The organism is Pseudomonas sp. JL2 (genome assembly GCF_031570495.1).
Taxonomy (GTDB): domain Bacteria; phylum Pseudomonadota; class Gammaproteobacteria; order Pseudomonadales; family Pseudomonadaceae; genus Aquipseudomonas; species Aquipseudomonas rhizophila.
In genome coordinates, this window is record NZ_JAKUDH010000011.1 from 1 (window position 1) to 17,621 (window position 17,621).

Consider the following 17,621-nt stretch of genomic DNA (forward strand, 5'->3'; position numbering starts at 1 on the left):
ACCGCTATCGCGAGCAGGCTCGCTCCCACAGTTTTGATCGGGGTGTTCACTGATCCGGTGTCCGCCTCAGATCCCCCTTTGGATTTCAAAACTCAGGCAGCGCTGGCCGCAGGTGGGCTCGAAGGCCTAGACTTCGCCAGTCTTCAACCCAGGAACGCCCCGTGACTTCTATCTTCTGGTACGACTACGAAACCACTGGCATCAACCCGCGTTGTGACCGGCCCTTGCAGGTGGCGGGGATCCGTACCGATTTCGAACTCAATGAAATCGACGAGCCGGTGAACCTGTATTGCCAGCCCAGCGAGGACATCCTGCCGCATCCGGCGGCTTGTGCGATCACCGGCATTACCCCGCAATGCCTGGCCGACAAAGGCTTGACTGAAGCCGACTTCATGACCCGTATCCACGGGCAACTGGCCGCGCCCGGCACCTGTGGCGCCGGTTACAACACCCTGCGCTTCGACGACGAAATGACCCGCTATAGCCTCTATCGGAATTTTTTCGACCCGTACGCGCGGGAGTGGCAGGGCGGCAATAGCCGCTGGGACCTGATCGACCTGGTGCGCGCCGCCTATGCGCTGCGCCCCGAAGGCATTGTCTGGCCGCAAGAGGAGGGCCGCGTGACCCTCAAGCTGGAGCGCCTGACCGCCGCCAATGGTATTGACCACGGCCAGGCTCACGATGCGTTGTCGGACGTGCGCGCGACGATCGCCTTGGCCCGTCTGATCCGCCAGAAACAACCCAGGCTTTACGAGTGGCTGTTCCAACTGCGCAGCAAACAGAAAGTCATGGATCAGGTCCGCCTGTTGCAGCCTATGGTGCATGTTTCCGGGCGTTTCTCGGCCGCGCGCAACTACATCGGGGTAGTTTTGCCATTGGCCTGGCACCCGAAAAATCGCAATGCCCTGATTGTCTGTGACTTGCACCTGGACCCGCTGGGTTTGCTGGACCACGATGCTGAAACCCTGAGGCAACGTTTGTATACCCGCCGTGAAGAACTGCTCGAAGGCGAGTTGCCGGTGCCTCTCAAACTCATTCATATCAACAAGTGCCCGGTGGTCGCGCCGCTCTCGGTGCTGCGTGCCGAGGACCAGCAGCGGCTGCAACTGGACATGGACGTTTATCAGGAGCGTGCGCTGCGGCTAACTGACGCACAGCAAGTTTGGCAGGACAAACTTCAGGCTATTTATGGTCGCGAGGATTTCACGGCCAGTGAGGATCCCGAGCAGCAGTTATACGCAGGCTTCATCGGCGACCGCGATCGTCGATTGTGCGAGCAAGTCCGCATGGCTGACCCTGCTCAATTGGCTTCAGAACACTGGCCTTTTGATGATGAGCGTTTACCGGAGTTATTGTTCAGATATCGCGCGCGCAACTTCCCTGAGACCTTGACCGGCGAAGAGCAGGAGCGTTGGAGACTTTTCTGTCAGCAGCGTTTGTCCTCCCCGGAATGGGGGGCGCCTAATACCTTGCAAAGTTTTGATGAGGCGATGGAGGAATGGATGGCCGTTTCCACGCCATTGCAGCGCGAGGTACTCATAGAGTGGCAGGGCTACAGCCAGCAATTGCGTAAACGTTTAAGCCTTTGAGTGGCGATGAAGTGGGTAAATCGCAGGCATAAAAAAACGCCAGCAATCGCTGGCGTTATTCTGTTCGCATAAAGCGGCGCGAACCGGTGAGGCTTAGCCCAGCAGGGTTGCCCAACCTTCAACCACGTCACCGCCCCACTTGGCTTTCCACTCTTTCAGAGTCTTGTGGTTGCCACCTTTGGTTTCGATGACTTCGCCGTTGTGCGGGTTTTTGTATTGCTTAACTTTGCGAGCGCGTTTGGTGCCGGTAGTTTTTACGGCGCCACGGGTTGCCTTGCTCGATTTGGCTTCTGGATCCAGCATGGCAATGATGTCACGCAGCGATTTCTGGTATTCGCCCATCAGCGTGCGCAGTTTGCCTTCGAATTCCAGTTCTTTCTGCAGCTTGTCGTCTTTGGACAGAGCTTTCAGGCGTTCTTGCAGTTCTTTGATTGCTTCTTCGGTGCTGCGGTATTCATTGATCAAGGACATGAGGACTACCTTATGTAGGACGCGGGTGACAAGGAGACAGTGAGGCAATAGTAATCAGACAGTTTCATCAAGTAAACATTTAACCGATGTTTTATTTAATTAATTAGTGCAGCCTCGCAAAAACGGCGTTGCAGTTAAATACTGAAACACAGTCTTCACATCTGCTCACAAATATAGCGTGTTGCCAAAGGTCCGGCCCATTGCTGCCCGGGCAGACAAATGTGCGCGGCGTGTCATCGATACTGCAGTTTTGCCGCGCAATGGCTAGAATGGCCGCCTTTGTGAAGTTCTGGAGTTCCCCTAATGCGCACTTTTCGGCTGGTGATCGCTTGCCCGGACCGCGTCGGCATCGTTGCTAAGGTCAGTAATTTTCTGGCGTCCCATAATGGTTGGATCACTGAAGCGAGCCATCACTCGGACACTCACAGTGGCTGGTTTTTCATGCGTCACGAAATTCGTGCCGACTCGCTTCCCTTCGGCATCGAAGCCTTTCGTGAGGCGTTCGCACCGATTGCCGAAGAGTTTTCGATGGACTGGCGAATCACCGATACCGAGCAGAAAAAACGCGTGGTGCTGATGGCCAGTAAAGAATCTCACTGCCTGGCTGATTTGCTGCACCGCTGGCACAGCGATGAGCTCGATTGCGACATCGCCTGTGTCATTTCCAACCATGACGCCTTGCGCAGTATGGTGGAGTGGCACGGAATCCCTTATTACCACGTTCCGGTCGACCCACAGGACAAGCAGCCGGCGTTTGCCGAAGTTTCGCGGCTGGTCAAACAGCACGACGCCGAGGTGGTGGTGCTGGCCCGCTACATGCAAATCCTGCCGCCTTCCTTGTGCAGCGAATACGCGCACAAGGTCATCAATATCCACCACAGCTTCCTGCCGTCGTTTGTCGGTGCCAAGCCGTATCATCAGGCCTCGATGCGGGGTGTGAAGCTGATTGGCGCCACCTGCCACTACGTGACCGAAGAGCTGGACGCGGGGCCGATCATCGAGCAGGACGTTGTGCGCGTCAGCCACAGCGACAGCATCGAAGACATGGTGCGTTTCGGCCGTGACGTGGAAAAAATGGTACTGGCGCGCGGCTTGCGTTATCACCTGGAAGACCGAGTGCTGGTGCACGGCAACAAGACCGTGGTGTTCTGACTACACTGCAAAGGGCCTGGGCGAGTGATCACCAGGCCCTTTTTTCATGAGGTTCGCCATGACCGACCCATTGGACAAAGCCACCTCCCGAGCCCCGGCGACCCTGGGTGAGGGGTGCCTGAGCCGTTACGATCCTGAAGCGTTGAGCCCGGAGGATGGCACGGAGTTTCCCGACGCTGCGCAACTGTGGAAACAAATGCACCCCGAGGACGAACCAGCGCCTGCAAAGCCTGAAAGCGGTGAAGTCTAAATAGGAGTCACGCCTGTCGCAGCTTGATCAGTTTCTTGATCAATGGTCGCCCGACCATCAAAAAGAACACGGGGCCACCGGCGACCAGATAAAAGTAATAGGTCACGGCCCGCCAGATCAGAATCGCCGCTGCCGCCGTGGATTTTCCCACCATGGGCGCCAGCAGCGCCGCCGAGGTCAACTCTGCCGCCCCGGCGCCACCGGGCAGCAGGCTGAACTGCCCTGCGCTCAAGGAGATCATCTGGATCAGAAAGCTCCAGGCCCACTGCAAATCCGCCCCCAGTCCTCTCAACGCCAGATACAACACGCTGTAGCGCAGGGCCCAGTGAAGGCAGGTCAGGCCGAAGACCTGGAACAGGGTCTGACGGGGCAATTTCAGGGTGTCGGTAAATGCCGCCAGAAAGTGCAGGATCTTGCGTCCCCAGCGTTGGCGAGTGGCGGTCTTTACCCGCAGATGTCGCAATAACCGAGCGCCCAGCAGAATCAGTTTGCGGTGGTAGCGGGCCACCAGCACGCAGCCGAACAGTCCGCCAAACAACGAGAAGGCACTCAATGCCAGCATCCATTCGATGCTCTGGCTGAGGTTCTGGAACAAGGCATAAAACAGGATGCCGACCAAGGCGCAGAGGAAAAACAGCAGATCGCTCAACTGATCCATGGCAAACACCGCGCTGCCATGGGCCGGACGCACGCCGTTGCGCGCCAGCAACGCCATCAGCGTCAGCGGCCCGCCACTGCCGCCGGGCGTGGCACACATGGCGAACTCGGTGGACATGACGACGCCAATGCTTTTCAGCCGTCCGACGCGCCCGCGGTGTTCACCCAGCAGCAAACGCAGGCGCACGGAATTCAAGCCCCAGCACAGGACAATCATGCCGAGCATGGTCAGCAGCAGTGACAAGGGAAAGCGCTGCACCCGCGACCACATCTCCCCGCCACCCATCAACCACGGCACCAGTAGCGCCAAGAGCAAGGCGGCGCCCAGCCATATCAGCCGTTTCATGCCGCGTCGCTGACCCGCAGGCCCTGGGTCGCCAGCCATTGGACCTTGGTCATCGGCACGCGGCCGTCGTTGAGCAGGCGTTCGAGGGTGCGCAACCAATAATCCCGGGAGAACCCATGGCGCATGTCGACGGGATGCAGGCCAAGGCGAATGACTGGCGCCTGGCGCCAGCGCTGTTCACGTTGATCATTGATGACTTTGGAAAGGCCACGGCGCCAGGCGCTGCGGGCGCTCCATACCAGTCCCGGAGCGTCGATCGGGGTGAAGTCCGGCAAGCGATAGAGATGCTGGGGATCGCTGGTGTAACTCAGTGGCAACTGGCGCAGTGCCTGGCGCGTGCCTTCGCTCATGAGCCAGGCCGGAGCGACGAAACCTTCCAGTGGCCACTGGTAGCGCTGGAAGGTTTCGACACCCGCGCGCAGGCGGGCGAGGGCCGCCTCCTCGGACAGGCTGTAAAACTCGCCTTCGTGGGTATACACCCGGCGCATGAACCAGTCCTTGGGATGAGTCGCCGGCGGACCGTCGTCGCAATGGTAGTAGCCGTGCAGCACCAATTCGTCGCCGCGCTCGACCCGGTTGTCGAGCAGGCGCCGAAAACCGGGGTGATCCTCCAGCGCGTTGGCGTGGTGAAAGTCCGGCACCACCAGCCAGGTCATTGGCACCTGGCCGAGGGCGTCGACAGCTTCGACGAAGGGCTGGTAGTCGGGCCAGGTTTGCGGCGCCACGTCATGCAGCACCAACAGTAGGCTGGGCGATTGATTCATCGACACGGACTTCACCTCAACCATTGGCCAACAGGGGCAGTTGTTCACCCAGGACGCTGTGGTAGTGGCCCAACAGGCTGTTGACCACCGAGTCCCAGGCGTAGTGACGCTCAACGTGCTGGCGCGCCAGCACACCGCGTCGCTGACAGCCTTCGGCAAATAGCTGCCGCACAGCGTTGGCCATGGCCTGTGGATTGTCGGGCGTGCATAGCAGGCCGCAGTCTTCGTGGACGATTTCGGTGAAGGCCCCGGCCGCCACCGCCACCACCGGGATACCGCTGGCCATGGCTTCGAGGATCACCAGGCCGAAGGTTTCCTGGTCACCGGCATGCACCAGGGCATCGGCGCTGGCCATGAGCCGGGCAACTTGCGGCGCCGGACAGAACTCATCGACCACTGTAACGTTGTCCGGGACCACGGCGGGCATGGACGAACCCACCAGCAGCAGGTGGTAACGTTCGCCCAGGCGTTTCATGCACTTGAGCAGCACCGGCAGGTTTTTTTCCCTGGAACCGCGACCGGCGAAAATCAGCAGGCGCGTGTCTTCGGCAATTCCCAGTTCGGCACGCAGTTCCGGGTCGCGGGCGGCGGGGTTGAAGGTTTGCAGATCCACGCCCAAAGGCTGCACGTAGACGTTCTTGACCCCCAGCCCGATCAACTTGTCGGCCATGACCTGGCTCGGCGCCAGGACCCGGTCGAAATTGCCGTACAACTTGCTGACATAGGCTTCGATGTTGGGCGTGAACCAGTTGCCCATGCGGTTGCTGACCAGCAGCGGCAGGTCGGAGTGATAGAAACCGATCACCGGCACATCGAGCTGGCGCCGGGCATCCAGGGCAGCCCATGCGGTGAGGTAGGGATCGCCGACTTCAATCAGGTCCGGTTGTAAATCACGCAGGACATTGCGCCAGGGCGCCAGGCGAAGCGGGAAGCGGTAGCCCTTGCCGAAAGGCAGGGCGGGGGCCGGAACCTTATAGATCCCGTCGTGCTCGCTCAGATGCGCGCCAGGGATCAACAGACTGTGACGAATTCCGGGCCGATCACTCAGGCGCCGGTGCTTGGCATCCAGATAAGTGCGCACGCCGCCGCTGGCGGGGGCGTAGAACATGGTTATGTCCGCTATGTGCACGATGAACATCCCTCCGGTCTGTATTCTCCTTTGTTGACCTTTAGTAAGAATAGATGTTCGGTTGGGGTTGTGGGCGGCGGAATGTCTGTCAGCAGTGTGTCGTTTGAGAGGGGCCTATCGCGAGCAGGCTCGCTCCCACCATGGATCTGTGTTGTGCACAAAACCCCGTGGAAGCGAGCCTGCTGGCGATGACGTCAGATGCGGAAACTGCCCACCAGTTGCTTCAACCGCGCCGCTTGCTGCTCAAGGTCTGAGCAGGCGCGCAATGTCGATTGCAGGTTCTCCACGCCTTCCTGGTTCAGCGTGTTGATCTCGGTGATGTCCACGTTGATGGATTCCACCACGGCCGTCTGCTCCTCGGTGGCGGTGGCCACTGACTGGTTCATGCCATCGATTTCACCGATGCGCTGGGTCACGCTGTTCAGGCGCTCGCCGGCCAGGTTGGCGATTTCCACGCTTTCCTGGCTGTGGCGCTGGCTGTCGTTCATGGTCGTGACCGAATCCCGGGCGCCGACCTGCAACTCCTCGATCATGGTCTGCACCTGTTGCGCCGATTCCTGGGTGCGGTGGGCCAGGTTGCGCACTTCATCGGCCACCACGGCAAACCCGCGCCCGGCCTCACCGGCCCGGGCTGCCTCAATTGCAGCATTGAGGGCCAGCAGGTTGGTTTGCTGGGAAATACTGGTGATCACCTCCAGGATCTGGCCAATGTTCACGGTTTTGCTGTTCAGCGATTCAACGTTGCTGCTTGAGGCACTCAGCAAGTCGGACAAGCGATTCATCGCGGCAATGCTGCGATCCACCACTTGTTGACCATCCTCGGCCAGGCCACGGGCGTCGCTGGCCTGATGGGAAGCTTGCGCTGCATTGCGGGCGATTTCCTGAGCAGCAGCGCCTAATTGATTGATGGCCGCGGCCACGCTGTTGGTGCGACTGGCCTGCTCGTCGGAATTGACCATCGAGGAGTTCGACGCGCTCACCACCCGCAAGGCGACTTCGTTGACGTGTTCGGTGGCGGAGGACACTTCGCGGATCGAATTATGGATACGTTCCACGAAACGGTTGAACGCCGTGCCCAGAATGCCGAATTCGTCCTGATTCTGGATCGTCAGACGTTTGGTCAGGTCGCCGTCGCCATCGGCAATGTCTTCCATCGCCCGGGTCATCACATGCAGCGGTTGGATCAGCAAGCGGATCAACATGCTCAGCAGCGCAATGATGAACGCCACGGCAATGACCGTCGCCACGACGGCCGAGGTGCGGAAATCGCTGAGCATCGAGTAGGCCTTGTCTTTGTCCACCGACACGCCGACGTACCAGTTCACCGAGGGCAGGCCCTTGATCGGCGTGAAGGTCACGATGCGCGTTTGGCCATCGACTTCGACTTCGCTGATCTGGTCGCTGATCTTCGGGGTGTTCGTCGGGTAGGCTTCGGCCAGGGTTTTCATGACCAGGGCTTTATCCGGGTGTACCAGGATCTTGCCGTCGGCGCTGATCAGGTAGGCATACCCCATGCCGTCGAAATTCACGGTCTTGAGGTTGTCCACAATGGTCTGCAGGCTCAGGTCGCCGCCCACGACACCGACATTTTGCGTGGCGTTTTTCGAGGCGCTGGCGATGGAAATGATCAGCCCGCCGCTGGCAGCGTCTATGTAGGGTTCGGTCAGGGTCGAGGTGCTGCTGCTTTGTGCGCCTTTGTACCAAGGACGTACGCGCGGATCGAAACCGTCAGGCATCTTCGCATCGGGGCGAATGATGAAACTGCCCTGGGCATCGCCAAGGTAGGACGCCATGAAGGTCGAGGTCAGCGCTTTCTGTTCCAGCAGGTGGGTGACGCTGCTCGGGTCGGGGGTGACGGCGATGTTCTGGGCCAGGTTCTCGATAAGCAGGATGCGGCCGGTCAGCCAGGTCTGAATGTTATTTGCCGTGACAGCACCCATTTCATGCAGGTAGCTGTCCAGGTCGTCACGGATGGCATTGCGTTGCAGGTAATCGTTGTAGGTCGTGAAGGAAGCGAAGGCTGCAATCACGATGAGCGCGGCGGCTATTAGAATTTTATGGCTAAAGCGCAGGTTTTTATTCATGGCACGGGGGTCCGCTAAGGTCTTGGTACGCTAAGCGTGCTTATATACAAGCGCGCAAAAATGGCTTCATAGTGAAAAAAAGCTGATATTTCCTCCTCTCCTTAGGGAATTATCCGACCTTGTTTCAGTAGGTCTGTCGCTTTAGATATCGGCCATGCAAGGCCATAGATTAACCACAGGTGACGAAATGCCTGACTCATCGCAACTTGTTATTGGCGCCGACCTTGCCGGCCAACCCATCGCCCAGGCCCTACGCCTGGCCAACCGTCATGGTCTGGTGGCAGGTGCCACCGGCACCGGCAAGACTGTCACCTTGCAACGCCTGGCCGAGACGTTCAGCGATGCCGGCGTTGCGGTATTCGCCGCAGACATCAAGGGCGACCTGTGTGGCCTCGGCGCCGCCGGCAACCCCCAAGGCAAAGTCGCCGAGCGTATCGCCGGCATGTCCTGGCTCGGCCACAAACCCCAGGCTTATCCGGTGACCTTGTGGGACATTCATGGCAAGTCCGGTCATCCGCTGCGCACCACCCTGAGTGAAATGGGCCCGCTGTTGCTCGGCAGCCTGTTGGAACTCACCGACAGTCAGCAATCGGCGCTGTACGCGGCCTTCAAGGTTGCCGACCGCGAAGGCCTGTTGCTGCTGGATCTCAAGGACTTGAAGGCACTGCTCAATCATCTCAGGGACAACCCTGAGCTGCTGGGGGACGACGCCGCTTTGATGACCACCGGTTCCAGCCAGGCATTGCTGCGGCGCTTGGCCACATTGGAGCAACAAGGCGCGGATGCGCTGTTCGGCGAGCCGGCCTTGCAGCTTGAGGACATCCTGCAACCGGCCAGCGACGGCCGCGGCCCTATCCATTTGCTGGACGCCAGCCGTCTGGTGCATGAAGCACCAAAAGTCTACGCAACGTTCCTGCTCTGGCTGCTGGCCGAGTTGTTCGAGCAATTGCCCGAGCGCGGCGACGCGGACAAACCGCTGCTGGCGCTGTTCTTCGATGAGGCCCATCTGCTCTTTGCCGATACCCCCAAGGCGTTGCAAGAGCGGTTGGAGCAAGTGGTGCGGCTGATTCGCTCCAAGGGCGTGGGGGTGTACTTCGTGACCCAGTCGCCAGGAGACTTGCCGGACGACGTGCTGGCGCAGTTGGGCCTGCGCATCCAGCACGGCTTGCGGGCCTTCACCACCAAGGAGCAGAAATCCCTGCGGGCGGTGGCGGACGGTTTCCGGCCCAACCCGCAATTCGATGCGCTGACAGTGCTGACCGAGCTGGGTATTGGCGAAGCCTTGGTGGGCACTTTGCAGGAAAAGGGCACGCCGCAAATGGTCCAGCGTGTGCTCGTGGCGCCGCCACAATCGCGGATCGGGCCGTTGACCGACGCTGAGCGCGCCGGGCTGATCGCCCGTTCCCCTTTGCAAGGGCGTTATGACAAACCCATTGATCGCGAGTCGGCCTATGAAGTGCTGATGGGGCGCAAGGGCTTGGAGCCGCAAGCCGAAGAGGCACAGGGCAAGGCGAGCGCTGAAGAACCGAGTTTCACCGACAAGGCCGGGGAATTTCTCGGTACGGCGGCCGGCCAGGCATTGAAATCGGCAATGCGCCAGGCCGCCAATCAGTTGGGACGGCAACTGGTACGTGGGTTGATGGGGTCGTTGCTGGGGAGCAAAAAGCGCCGGTAACCGGCTCGGCACAGTTCAACATTGTGGGAGCGAGCCTGCTCGCGATGGCGATTCAACAGGCGCCAAATGTACCGACTGATCTGCCGCTATCGCGAGCAGGCTCGCTCCCACAATTGATCTGTGTCGTACACAAAATCTGTGTTCACTGAAGATCCCCTGTGGGAGTGAGCCTGCTCGCGATAGCGATTCAACTGGCGACCTGGAAGTCAATCCTTGGGCCGCGCATGTGCCGCCAACCGCTCCAGCGCCGCCCGCAGGTTGGGGTCGGTGATGCCATCCGCCGTGGCCTGGATGGTGGCGGCTGCGTCGGTGGACAAGTCCAGCGTGTGCCCCTTGACGGCGACTTGCACCGTGGGCGGTTGTACCTTGAACAGAATCCGCGTCAGGCCGGCAAATTCCTCGAACGCCTGCAATTGCCTCAGCAGGCGCTTTTGCTGATAGCGCAAGCGCGTAGCCCAGTGACCGTCCGTGACGATCAGCAGCAGGCTGCCTTCGCGCCAGGAGGCCACGTGGCAGTGCTCGCGAGCGGCGGGCTGTAGTTGGCTGTCCAGCAGGCGCTGCAAGTGACCCAGTCGTTTGGCGTGGCCGAAGATGGCTTTCAGCGGTTTGGCTTCGCGCAGCAGAACGGCGGGAACCTTGGCTGGAAGAGGGCGAAAGGCCATGAACGAATACCGCAAGTGACAGAGGCGCCATGGTAGCAGAAAGCGCCGAGTGCGCCGCGACCGCTCGCCGCGGGCGCCCTTGTCCGCGCAATCAATGAATAACTTCTCTCGTTTGTGGGTTGAAGTTCGCGCAAAAGCCCTTATTTTAGGGAGGCCCCGTCACAGCGCTGTGCCAGCATCGTGGAATAACGCCACTTTCCTCACCATCGTTTCCGGGTAGAATGCTCGTTCGCATGCGGCCATGAGGGCTGCACGGGCGACTCACGGGGCCGCCCTCCATCCCTTTAGTGTGGAAGATCCTGCCGATATGTTTGCGCCTTTGTTAAAGAAACTTTTTGGAAGCAAGAACGAGCGTGAAGTCAAACGCATGCTCAAGACGGTACAGATCGTCAATGCCTTCGAAGAGCAAATGGTGGCCCTTTCGGACGATCAGTTACGCGCCAAGACTGCCGAATTCAAGGACCGCATCGCCAAGGGGGAAACCCTTGACCAGCTCCTGCCCGAAGCCTTCGCGGTTGCCCGTGAAGCCGGCAAGCGGGTGATGGGCATGCGTCACTTCGACGTTCAGTTGATCGGCGGCATGACCTTGCACGAAGGCAAGATCGCTGAAATGCGTACCGGTGAGGGCAAGACCCTGGTGGCGACACTGGCGGTATACCTCAATGCACTGTCCGGTAAGGGCGTGCACGTGGTGACGGTCAACGACTACCTGGCCCGTCGTGATGCCAACTGGATGCGTCCGCTGTATGAATTCCTCGGCCTGACGGTCGGCGTGGTCACGCCGTTCCAGCCGCCGGAAGAAAAACGCACCGCCTACGCTTGCGATATCACCTACGGCACCAACAACGAATTCGGTTTCGATTACCTGCGCGACAACATGGCGTTCAGCATGGATGAAAAATTCCAGCGTGAACTCAACTTTGCCGTGATCGACGAAGTCGACTCCATTCTCATCGACGAAGCCCGTACCCCGCTGATCATTTCCGGTCAGGCCGAGGACAGCTCCAAGCTGTACATCGAGATCAACAAGTTGATCCCGCAGCTGGAACTTCACGTCGAAGAAGTCGAGGGTGAAGTGACCAAGGCCGGCCATTACACGGTCGACGAGAAGACCCGTCAGGTCGAGCTCAATGAAGCCGGTCACCAGTTCATCGAGGAAATGCTCACCCGCGTCGGCCTGCTGGCCGAGGGCGAGAGCCTGTACTCGGCCCATAACCTGGGCCTGCTGACCCACGTCTATGCCGGCCTGCGGGCGCACAAGCTGTTCCATCGCAACGTCGAGTACATCGTCCAGGACGGCCAGGTCGTGCTGGTGGATGAGCATACCGGCCGGACCATGCCGGGTCGCCGTCTGTCCGAAGGCCTGCACCAGGCCATCGAAGCCAAGGAAGGTCTGAACATCCAGGCCGAAAGCCAGACCCTGGCCTCGACCACTTTCCAGAACTACTTCCGTCTGTACAACAAGCTGTCCGGCATGACCGGTACCGCCGACACCGAAGCGTTCGAATTCCATCAGATCTACGGCCTGCAAGTGATGGTGATCCCGCCTAACAAGCCGCTGGCCCGTAAAGACTACAACGACCTGGTGTTCCTCACCGCCGATGAGAAATACGCGGCGATCATCGCCGACATCAAGGAATGCATGGCCCAGGGTCGTCCTATCCTGGTGGGTACCGCCACGATTGAAACCTCCGAGCACATGTCCGCATTGCTCACCAAGGAAGGTATCGAGCACAAGGTCCTCAACGCCAAGTTCCACGAAAAAGAAGCCGAGATCATCGCCCAGGCCGGTCGCCCGGGTGCCCTGACCATTGCCACCAACATGGCCGGCCGTGGTACCGACATCCTGTTGGGCGGCAACTGGGAAGTGGAAGTGGCCTCCCTGGAAAACCCGACGCCCGAGCAGATCGCGCAGATCAAGGCCGACTGGCAGAAGCGTCATCAACAGGTGCTCGAGTCCGGCGGTTTGCAGGTGATCGCTTCCGAGCGTCACGAATCGCGTCGTATCGACAACCAACTGCGTGGCCGTGCCGGTCGTCAGGGCGATGCCGGTTCCAGCCGCTTCTATCTGTCGTTGGAAGACAGCCTGATGCGTATCTTTGCCTCTGATCGGGTGAAGAACTTCATGAAGGCCCTGGGCATGCAGCCGGGCGAAGCGATCGAACACCGGATGGTCACCAACGCCATCGAGAAAGCCCAGCGCAAGGTCGAGGGTCGCAACTTCGATATCCGTAAGCAATTGCTGGAGTTCGACGACGTCAACAACGAACAGCGTAAAGTGATTTATCACATGCGTAACAGTTTGTTGGCCGCCGACAACATTGGCGAAACCATCGCAGATTTCCGCCAGGACGTGCTCAACGCAACCGTCAGCGCCCACATTCCGCCGCAGTCGCTGCCTGAGCAGTGGGATGTCGCCGGTCTGGAAGCTGCCTTGCAGAGCGACTTCGGCGTGGCGTTGCCGATCCAGCAATGGCTGGACGAAGACGATCACCTGTACGAAGAAACCCTGCGCGAGAAGCTGCTGGCCGAACTGATCGCCGCGTACAACGAGAAAGAAGACCAGGCCGGCGAAGAAGCGCTGCGCTCCTTCGAGAAGCAGATCGTACTGCGGGTGCTGGACGACTTGTGGAAAGACCACCTGTCGACCATGGATCACTTGCGCCATGGTATCCACCTGCGTGGTTATGCCCAGAAGAACCCCAAGCAGGAGTACAAGCGCGAGTCGTTCACGCTGTTCTCCGAGTTGCTGGATTCGATCAAGCGCGACTCGATCCGCGTGTTGTCCCACGTTCAGGTTCGCCGCGAAGACCCGGCCGAAGAAGAAGCCCGTTTGCGTCAGGAAGCCGAAGCCTTGGCCGCGCGCATGCAGTTCGAGCACGCCCCGGCCCCAGGCCTGGAAGTTGCCCAGGAGGAGGGCGCCGAGGTGGATGTTGCCTTGGCGACCGCGCCGGTACGTAACGAGCAGAAGCTGGGCCGCAACGAGCTGTGCTATTGCGGTTCGGGCAAGAAATACAAGCATTGTCACGGGCAGATTCAGTAACACCCGTTTCAAGCGCTGAACGACCCGCGCCGCGACCGGCTTTCAGCCGTCGCGGCGTTTTGCCATTTTGATTCGCCGTCTCGATTAAGGCGGTGTCGATTTATCTATTTAGGAGCGCATTCATGGCTGTTGGTCTTGGTCCGTTGCCAACGTTGCACCCGGTTGCCGGTTTTGAACTCGGTATCGCCTCGGCGGGCATCAAGCGCCCAGGGCGCAAGGATGTCGTGGTCATGCGTTGCGCCGAAGGCTCGACGGTTGCCGGCGTGTTCACCCTCAACGCCTTTTGCGCCGCGCCGGTCATCCTGGCCAAGCAACGCGTGCAGGGGCCGGTGCGTTACCTGCTGACCAACACCGGTAACGCCAACGCCGGCACCGGCGCGCCAGGCCTGGCCGCCGCCGAACGCACCTGCGCCAAGCTGGCCGAGCTGACCGGCGTCGACGCCAGCCAGGTGCTGCCGTACTCCACCGGGGTGATCGGCGAACCGCTGCCGGTCGAGAAGATCGAAGGCGCGTTGCAGGCCGCTCTGGATGACCTGTCGGAAAACAACTGGGCCGCTGCCGCCACCGGCATCATGACCACCGACACACTGCCCAAAGGCGCGAGCCGCCAGTTCCAGCACGATGGCGTGACTGTCACCGTCACCGGCATCAGCAAAGGCGCCGGCATGATCCGCCCGAACATGGCGACCATGCTTGGCTACATCGCCACTGACGCCAAAGTCTCCCGGCAGGTGCTGCAAGACCTGATGCTCGACGGCGCCAACAAGTCGTTCAACCGCATCACCATCGACGGCGACACCTCCACCAACGACTGCTGCATGCTGATCGCCACCGGCAAGGCCGACCTGCCGGAAATTACCGAAGCCAGCGGTGCGCTGTTTGCCGCCCTGAAGCAGGCGGTATTCGAAGTCTGCATGGAAGTGGCCCAGGCCATCGTCCGTGACGGCGAAGGCGCGACCAAGTTCGTGACCGTGCAGGTCAACGGTGGCGGCAACCATCAGGAATGCCTGGATGTCGGCTACACCGTGGCGCACTCGCCGCTGATCAAGACCGCGCTGTTCGCCTCCGACCCGAACTGGGGCCGGATCCTCGCCGCCGTCGGCCGTGCCGGTGTGCCGGACCTGGACGTGAGCAAGATCGACGTGTTCCTCGGTGAAGTCTGCATCGCCAGCCAGGGCGCACGCGCCGCCACCTACACCGAAGCCCAGGGCGCGGCGGTGATGCAGCAGGAAGAAATCACCATTCGTATCGAGCTGGGACGTGGTGATTGCAGCGAAACGATCTGGACGACTGACCTGTCCCACGAGTATGTGAAGATTAACGCGGAATATCGGACTTAACAGTTCGGGACCGAGTTGCTGCCATCGCGAGCAGGCTCGCTCCCACAGGGATTGGTTGGGTGACCTGGACGTGTTCACACCACCGATCCATTGTGGAAGCGAGCTTGCTCGCGATGGCGCCAGTACAGCTTCCACAACACCCCAAGAAAGGATTCCAGACTTGAGCCTGCACCTGATCATCGGCGACAAACACCTTTCCTCCTGGTCCTTGCGCGGTGCGCTGGCCCTGGCGTTGACCGGCGCAAAGTACACCGAAGAGCTGGTCAGGCTCGACCAACCGGACACCCGTGAGAAACTGCTCAAGTATTCAGCCACCGCCAAAGTCCCGTTGCTCAAGACCGAATTCGGTGTGATCGCCGACTCCCTGGCGATTGCCGAATACCTGGCTGAACAGTTTCCAGATGCGGGCCTCTGGCCCAGGGACGTCGCGGCCCGGGCTCAGGCACGTTCGGCCTGTGCACAAATGCACAGCGGTTTTTTTGCTATCCGCAGCCACATGCCGTTTGACCTGCTGCGCGATGCGCCGCTAGTGCCCATGCCGGCGGAGGTTCAAGCGGAAATCCAGCGGATGCTGGCACTGTGGGCCGAATGCCGTGCGGCGGCTACTGAAGCCGGGCCCTACCTGTTTGGCCGCTTGAGCCTGGCCGATGTGTTCTTCGCGCCGGTGGCCGTGCGCTTGCGCACCTATCAGGTGGCGTTGCCCGAGGTCGATGCGGCCTATGTCGAAACTATCTATCAATGGCCGGCGTTCAAGGCGTGGCAACAGGCCGGCCTGGAGGAAACAGCGCGGTGAAACGAGTCCATGTAGCGGCGGCGGTCATTCGTGACGCTGCCGGCAAAATCCTGATCGCCCGACGGGCCGACACCCAGCACCAGGGTGGCCTTTGGGAGTTTCCCGGTGGCAAGGTCGAGGCGGATGAGTCCGTCGAAACCGCCCTGGCCCGCGAACTTCATGAGGAGCTGGGCATTGTCGTCGTCGCCGCCCGGCCGTTGATCAAGGTGCGTCACGATTACCCGGATAAACAGGTGATGCTGGATGTCTGGGAAGTCTCGGCGTTCACCGGCGAGCCTCACGGTGCCGAAGGGCAGCCATTGGCCTGGGTCACGGCCCGGGAGCTTTTGAACCATGAGTTCCCGGCGGCCAACCAGCCGATCATCGCGGCGGCTCGTTTGCCCGGCGAATATTTGATCACCCCTGAAGGCCTCGAAACGCCGCAGTTGCTGCGCGGCATGCAAAAGGCTATCGCCGGCGGGATCAAACTGGTCCAGCTGCGCGCGCCCAACGGCTACGACCCGAAGTACCGCGATCTGGCGGTGGATGCGGCAGGTTTGTGCGCCGGCAAGGCCCAGTTGATGCTCAAGGGGCCTTTCGAATGGCTGGGGGATTTCCCGTCCGCCGGCTGGCACATTACCGCCGCGCAATTGCGCAAGCATGCTGCGGCCGGTCGTCCTTTTGGCAAAGACCGTTGGTTGGCGGCGTCCTGCCACAACGCCGAGGAGCTGTCCCTGGCGCAGCAGATGGACGTGGACTTCGTGACGCTCTCGCCGGTGCAACCGACCCAGACCCATCCCGAGGCCCAACCGCTGGGGTGGGAAGAGGCTTCGCGGTTGATCGAGGGCTTCAACAGGCCGGTGTATCTGTTGGGCGGGGTGGGGCCTGACGAACGGCAGCAAGCCTGGGCCGCTGGGGCGCAGGGTGTGGCGGGGATTCGGGCGTTTTGGCCTGGGCCTTGATTGGGTGGGGTGTTCGCGGGCCTCATCGCGAGCAGGCTCGCTCCCACATGGGATTTATGGTGTAACCAGTATCCATGTCACGCAACAGATTCTCTGTGGGAGCGAGCCTGCTCGCGATGAGGTCCTGACAGGCGACCCAGCTCAACTCTCGGGCTTGGCCGCCGCCACCCACAGCACCTCAGCCACCCCTTGCCGCCGGGCAATGACCCGCGCCGCGACGAATAACAGATCCGACAACCGATTGATATACGCCAGCCCCGGCCCGGCCAGTGGCTCCACGGCGTTCAACTGCTGACAACGGCGTTCGGCGCTACGGGCCAGGCTGCGGCAGACGTGGGCCTGGGCGATCAGTGTCGAGCCACCGGGCAGGATGAAATTCTCCAGCGGCCCGACTTCTTCGTTCCATGCATCGATGGCTGCTTCCAGGCGCTCGACTTCCAGCATGTTCAAGGCCTGATAAGCCGGCATCGCCAGTTCACCGCCCAGGTCGAACAGTCGATGCTGACAAGGCGCCAAGACCTCGATCAGCTCCTGTAGCGCCGGATATTCAGCTGCCTCTACCGCGAGGCTGGCGAGCAACAATCCCAACTGACTATTGAGCGTGTCCACCTCGCCAATGGCCTCGACCCGTGGATGGTCCTTGGCTACACGGCGACCATCCCCCAACCCGGTCTCACCTTTGTCGCCGGTGCGGGTGTAAATCTTCGACAGGCGAAAACCCATGT

At 60.5% G+C, this 17,621-nt stretch carries 15 protein-coding genes and 1 pseudogene; 8 read left to right on the forward strand and 8 right to left on the reverse strand.

Features of this window, described 5'->3' with window-relative positions:
* Window positions 1-161 precede the first annotated feature (161 nt).
* Window positions 162-1,589 carry an exodeoxyribonuclease I gene (gene sbcB, locus MKS85_RS15425; protein ID WP_310663015.1) on the forward strand — a complete coding sequence of 476 codons (1,428 nt, stop codon included), beginning with the start codon at window positions 162-164 and terminating at the stop codon, window positions 1,587-1,589.
* 93 nt (window positions 1,590-1,682) lie between these two features.
* Here sbcB and mvaT read toward each other — a convergent pair whose 3' ends face one another.
* Window positions 1,683-2,060, reverse strand: coding sequence for a histone-like nucleoid-structuring protein MvaT (mvaT, locus tag MKS85_RS15430; protein WP_047227094.1), 378 nt, complete (start codon window positions 2,058-2,060; stop codon window positions 1,683-1,685).
* 303 nt (window positions 2,061-2,363) lie between these two features.
* Here mvaT and purU point away from each other — a divergent pair, with 303 nt between their 5' ends.
* Complete coding sequence (purU, locus tag MKS85_RS15435) at window positions 2,364-3,212, forward strand: formyltetrahydrofolate deformylase (RefSeq protein ID WP_047227093.1); 849 nt, start codon at window positions 2,364-2,366, stop codon at window positions 3,210-3,212.
* 58 nt (window positions 3,213-3,270) lie between these two features.
* Window positions 3,271-3,462, forward strand: coding sequence for a hypothetical protein (locus MKS85_RS15440; protein ID WP_047227092.1), 192 nt, complete (start codon window positions 3,271-3,273; stop codon window positions 3,460-3,462).
* 7 nt (window positions 3,463-3,469) lie between these two features.
* Here the strand turns inward: MKS85_RS15440 and MKS85_RS15445 are convergent, their stop codons facing one another.
* The 5 genes and pseudogenes from MKS85_RS15445 to MKS85_RS28985 form a co-directional block, all read right to left on the reverse strand.
* Entirely contained in the window at window positions 3,470-4,465 is a 996-nt protein-coding gene (locus MKS85_RS15445) for a lysylphosphatidylglycerol synthase transmembrane domain-containing protein (RefSeq protein WP_188252016.1), read from the reverse strand.
* On the reverse strand, window positions 4,462-5,229 hold the full coding sequence (locus tag MKS85_RS15450; protein WP_139049387.1) for a DUF2334 domain-containing protein: 768 nt from the start codon (window positions 5,227-5,229) through the stop codon (window positions 4,462-4,464). The genes MKS85_RS15445 and MKS85_RS15450 overlap by 4 nt, the downstream gene beginning before the upstream one ends.
* A gap of 16 nt (window positions 5,230-5,245) precedes the next feature.
* The gene (locus tag MKS85_RS15455; RefSeq protein ID WP_047227089.1) at window positions 5,246-6,367 is read right to left on the reverse strand and encodes a glycosyltransferase family 1 protein; all 1,122 of its coding nucleotides are present in this window, start codon (window positions 6,365-6,367) and stop codon (window positions 5,246-5,248) included.
* A gap of 185 nt (window positions 6,368-6,552) precedes the next feature.
* A complete protein-coding gene (locus tag MKS85_RS28980) occupies window positions 6,553-7,317 on the reverse strand; it encodes a methyl-accepting chemotaxis protein (RefSeq protein WP_370695207.1) in 765 nt (254 codons plus the stop codon).
* A gap of 93 nt (window positions 7,318-7,410) precedes the next feature.
* Window positions 7,411-8,442, reverse strand: a pseudogene (locus MKS85_RS28985) (cache and HAMP domain-containing protein); the annotation flags it as partial.
* A gap of 187 nt (window positions 8,443-8,629) precedes the next feature.
* Between MKS85_RS28985 and MKS85_RS15465 the strand changes: the two are divergent.
* Complete coding sequence (locus MKS85_RS15465) at window positions 8,630-10,117, forward strand: helicase HerA-like domain-containing protein (RefSeq protein WP_107321966.1); 1,488 nt, start codon at window positions 8,630-8,632, stop codon at window positions 10,115-10,117.
* A gap of 206 nt (window positions 10,118-10,323) precedes the next feature.
* Here the strand turns inward: MKS85_RS15465 and MKS85_RS15470 are convergent, their stop codons facing one another.
* Window positions 10,324-10,779, reverse strand: a complete 456-nt coding sequence (locus tag MKS85_RS15470) for a DUF721 domain-containing protein (RefSeq protein ID WP_047227086.1) — start codon at window positions 10,777-10,779, stop codon at window positions 10,324-10,326.
* A 307-nt stretch (window positions 10,780-11,086) separates the two neighbouring features.
* Between MKS85_RS15470 and secA the strand changes: the two genes are divergently transcribed.
* From secA to MKS85_RS15490, 4 genes are all read left to right on the forward strand, one after another.
* Window positions 11,087-13,822 carry a preprotein translocase subunit SecA gene (gene secA, locus MKS85_RS15475; protein WP_047227085.1) on the forward strand — a complete coding sequence of 912 codons (2,736 nt, stop codon included), beginning with the start codon at window positions 11,087-11,089 and terminating at the stop codon, window positions 13,820-13,822.
* Window positions 13,823-13,944: 122 nt separating this feature from the next.
* The gene (gene argJ, locus MKS85_RS15480; RefSeq protein WP_047227084.1) at window positions 13,945-15,162 is read left to right on the forward strand and encodes a bifunctional glutamate N-acetyltransferase/amino-acid acetyltransferase ArgJ; all 1,218 of its coding nucleotides are present in this window, start codon (window positions 13,945-13,947) and stop codon (window positions 15,160-15,162) included.
* A gap of 160 nt (window positions 15,163-15,322) precedes the next feature.
* Window positions 15,323-15,955, forward strand: a complete 633-nt coding sequence (locus tag MKS85_RS15485; RefSeq protein ID WP_047227083.1) for a glutathione S-transferase family protein — start codon at window positions 15,323-15,325, stop codon at window positions 15,953-15,955.
* Window positions 15,952-16,896: a Nudix family hydrolase gene (locus MKS85_RS15490; protein WP_139049276.1), complete on the forward strand. Its 945-nt coding sequence runs from the start codon at window positions 15,952-15,954 to the stop codon at window positions 16,894-16,896. The genes MKS85_RS15485 and MKS85_RS15490 overlap by 4 nt, the downstream gene beginning before the upstream one ends.
* 141 nt (window positions 16,897-17,037) lie before the next feature.
* Here MKS85_RS15490 and MKS85_RS15495 read toward each other — a convergent pair whose 3' ends face one another.
* On the reverse strand, window positions 17,038-17,619 hold the full coding sequence (locus tag MKS85_RS15495) for a cob(I)yrinic acid a,c-diamide adenosyltransferase (protein ID WP_047227081.1): 582 nt from the start codon (window positions 17,617-17,619) through the stop codon (window positions 17,038-17,040).
* Window positions 17,620-17,621 lie beyond the last annotated feature (2 nt).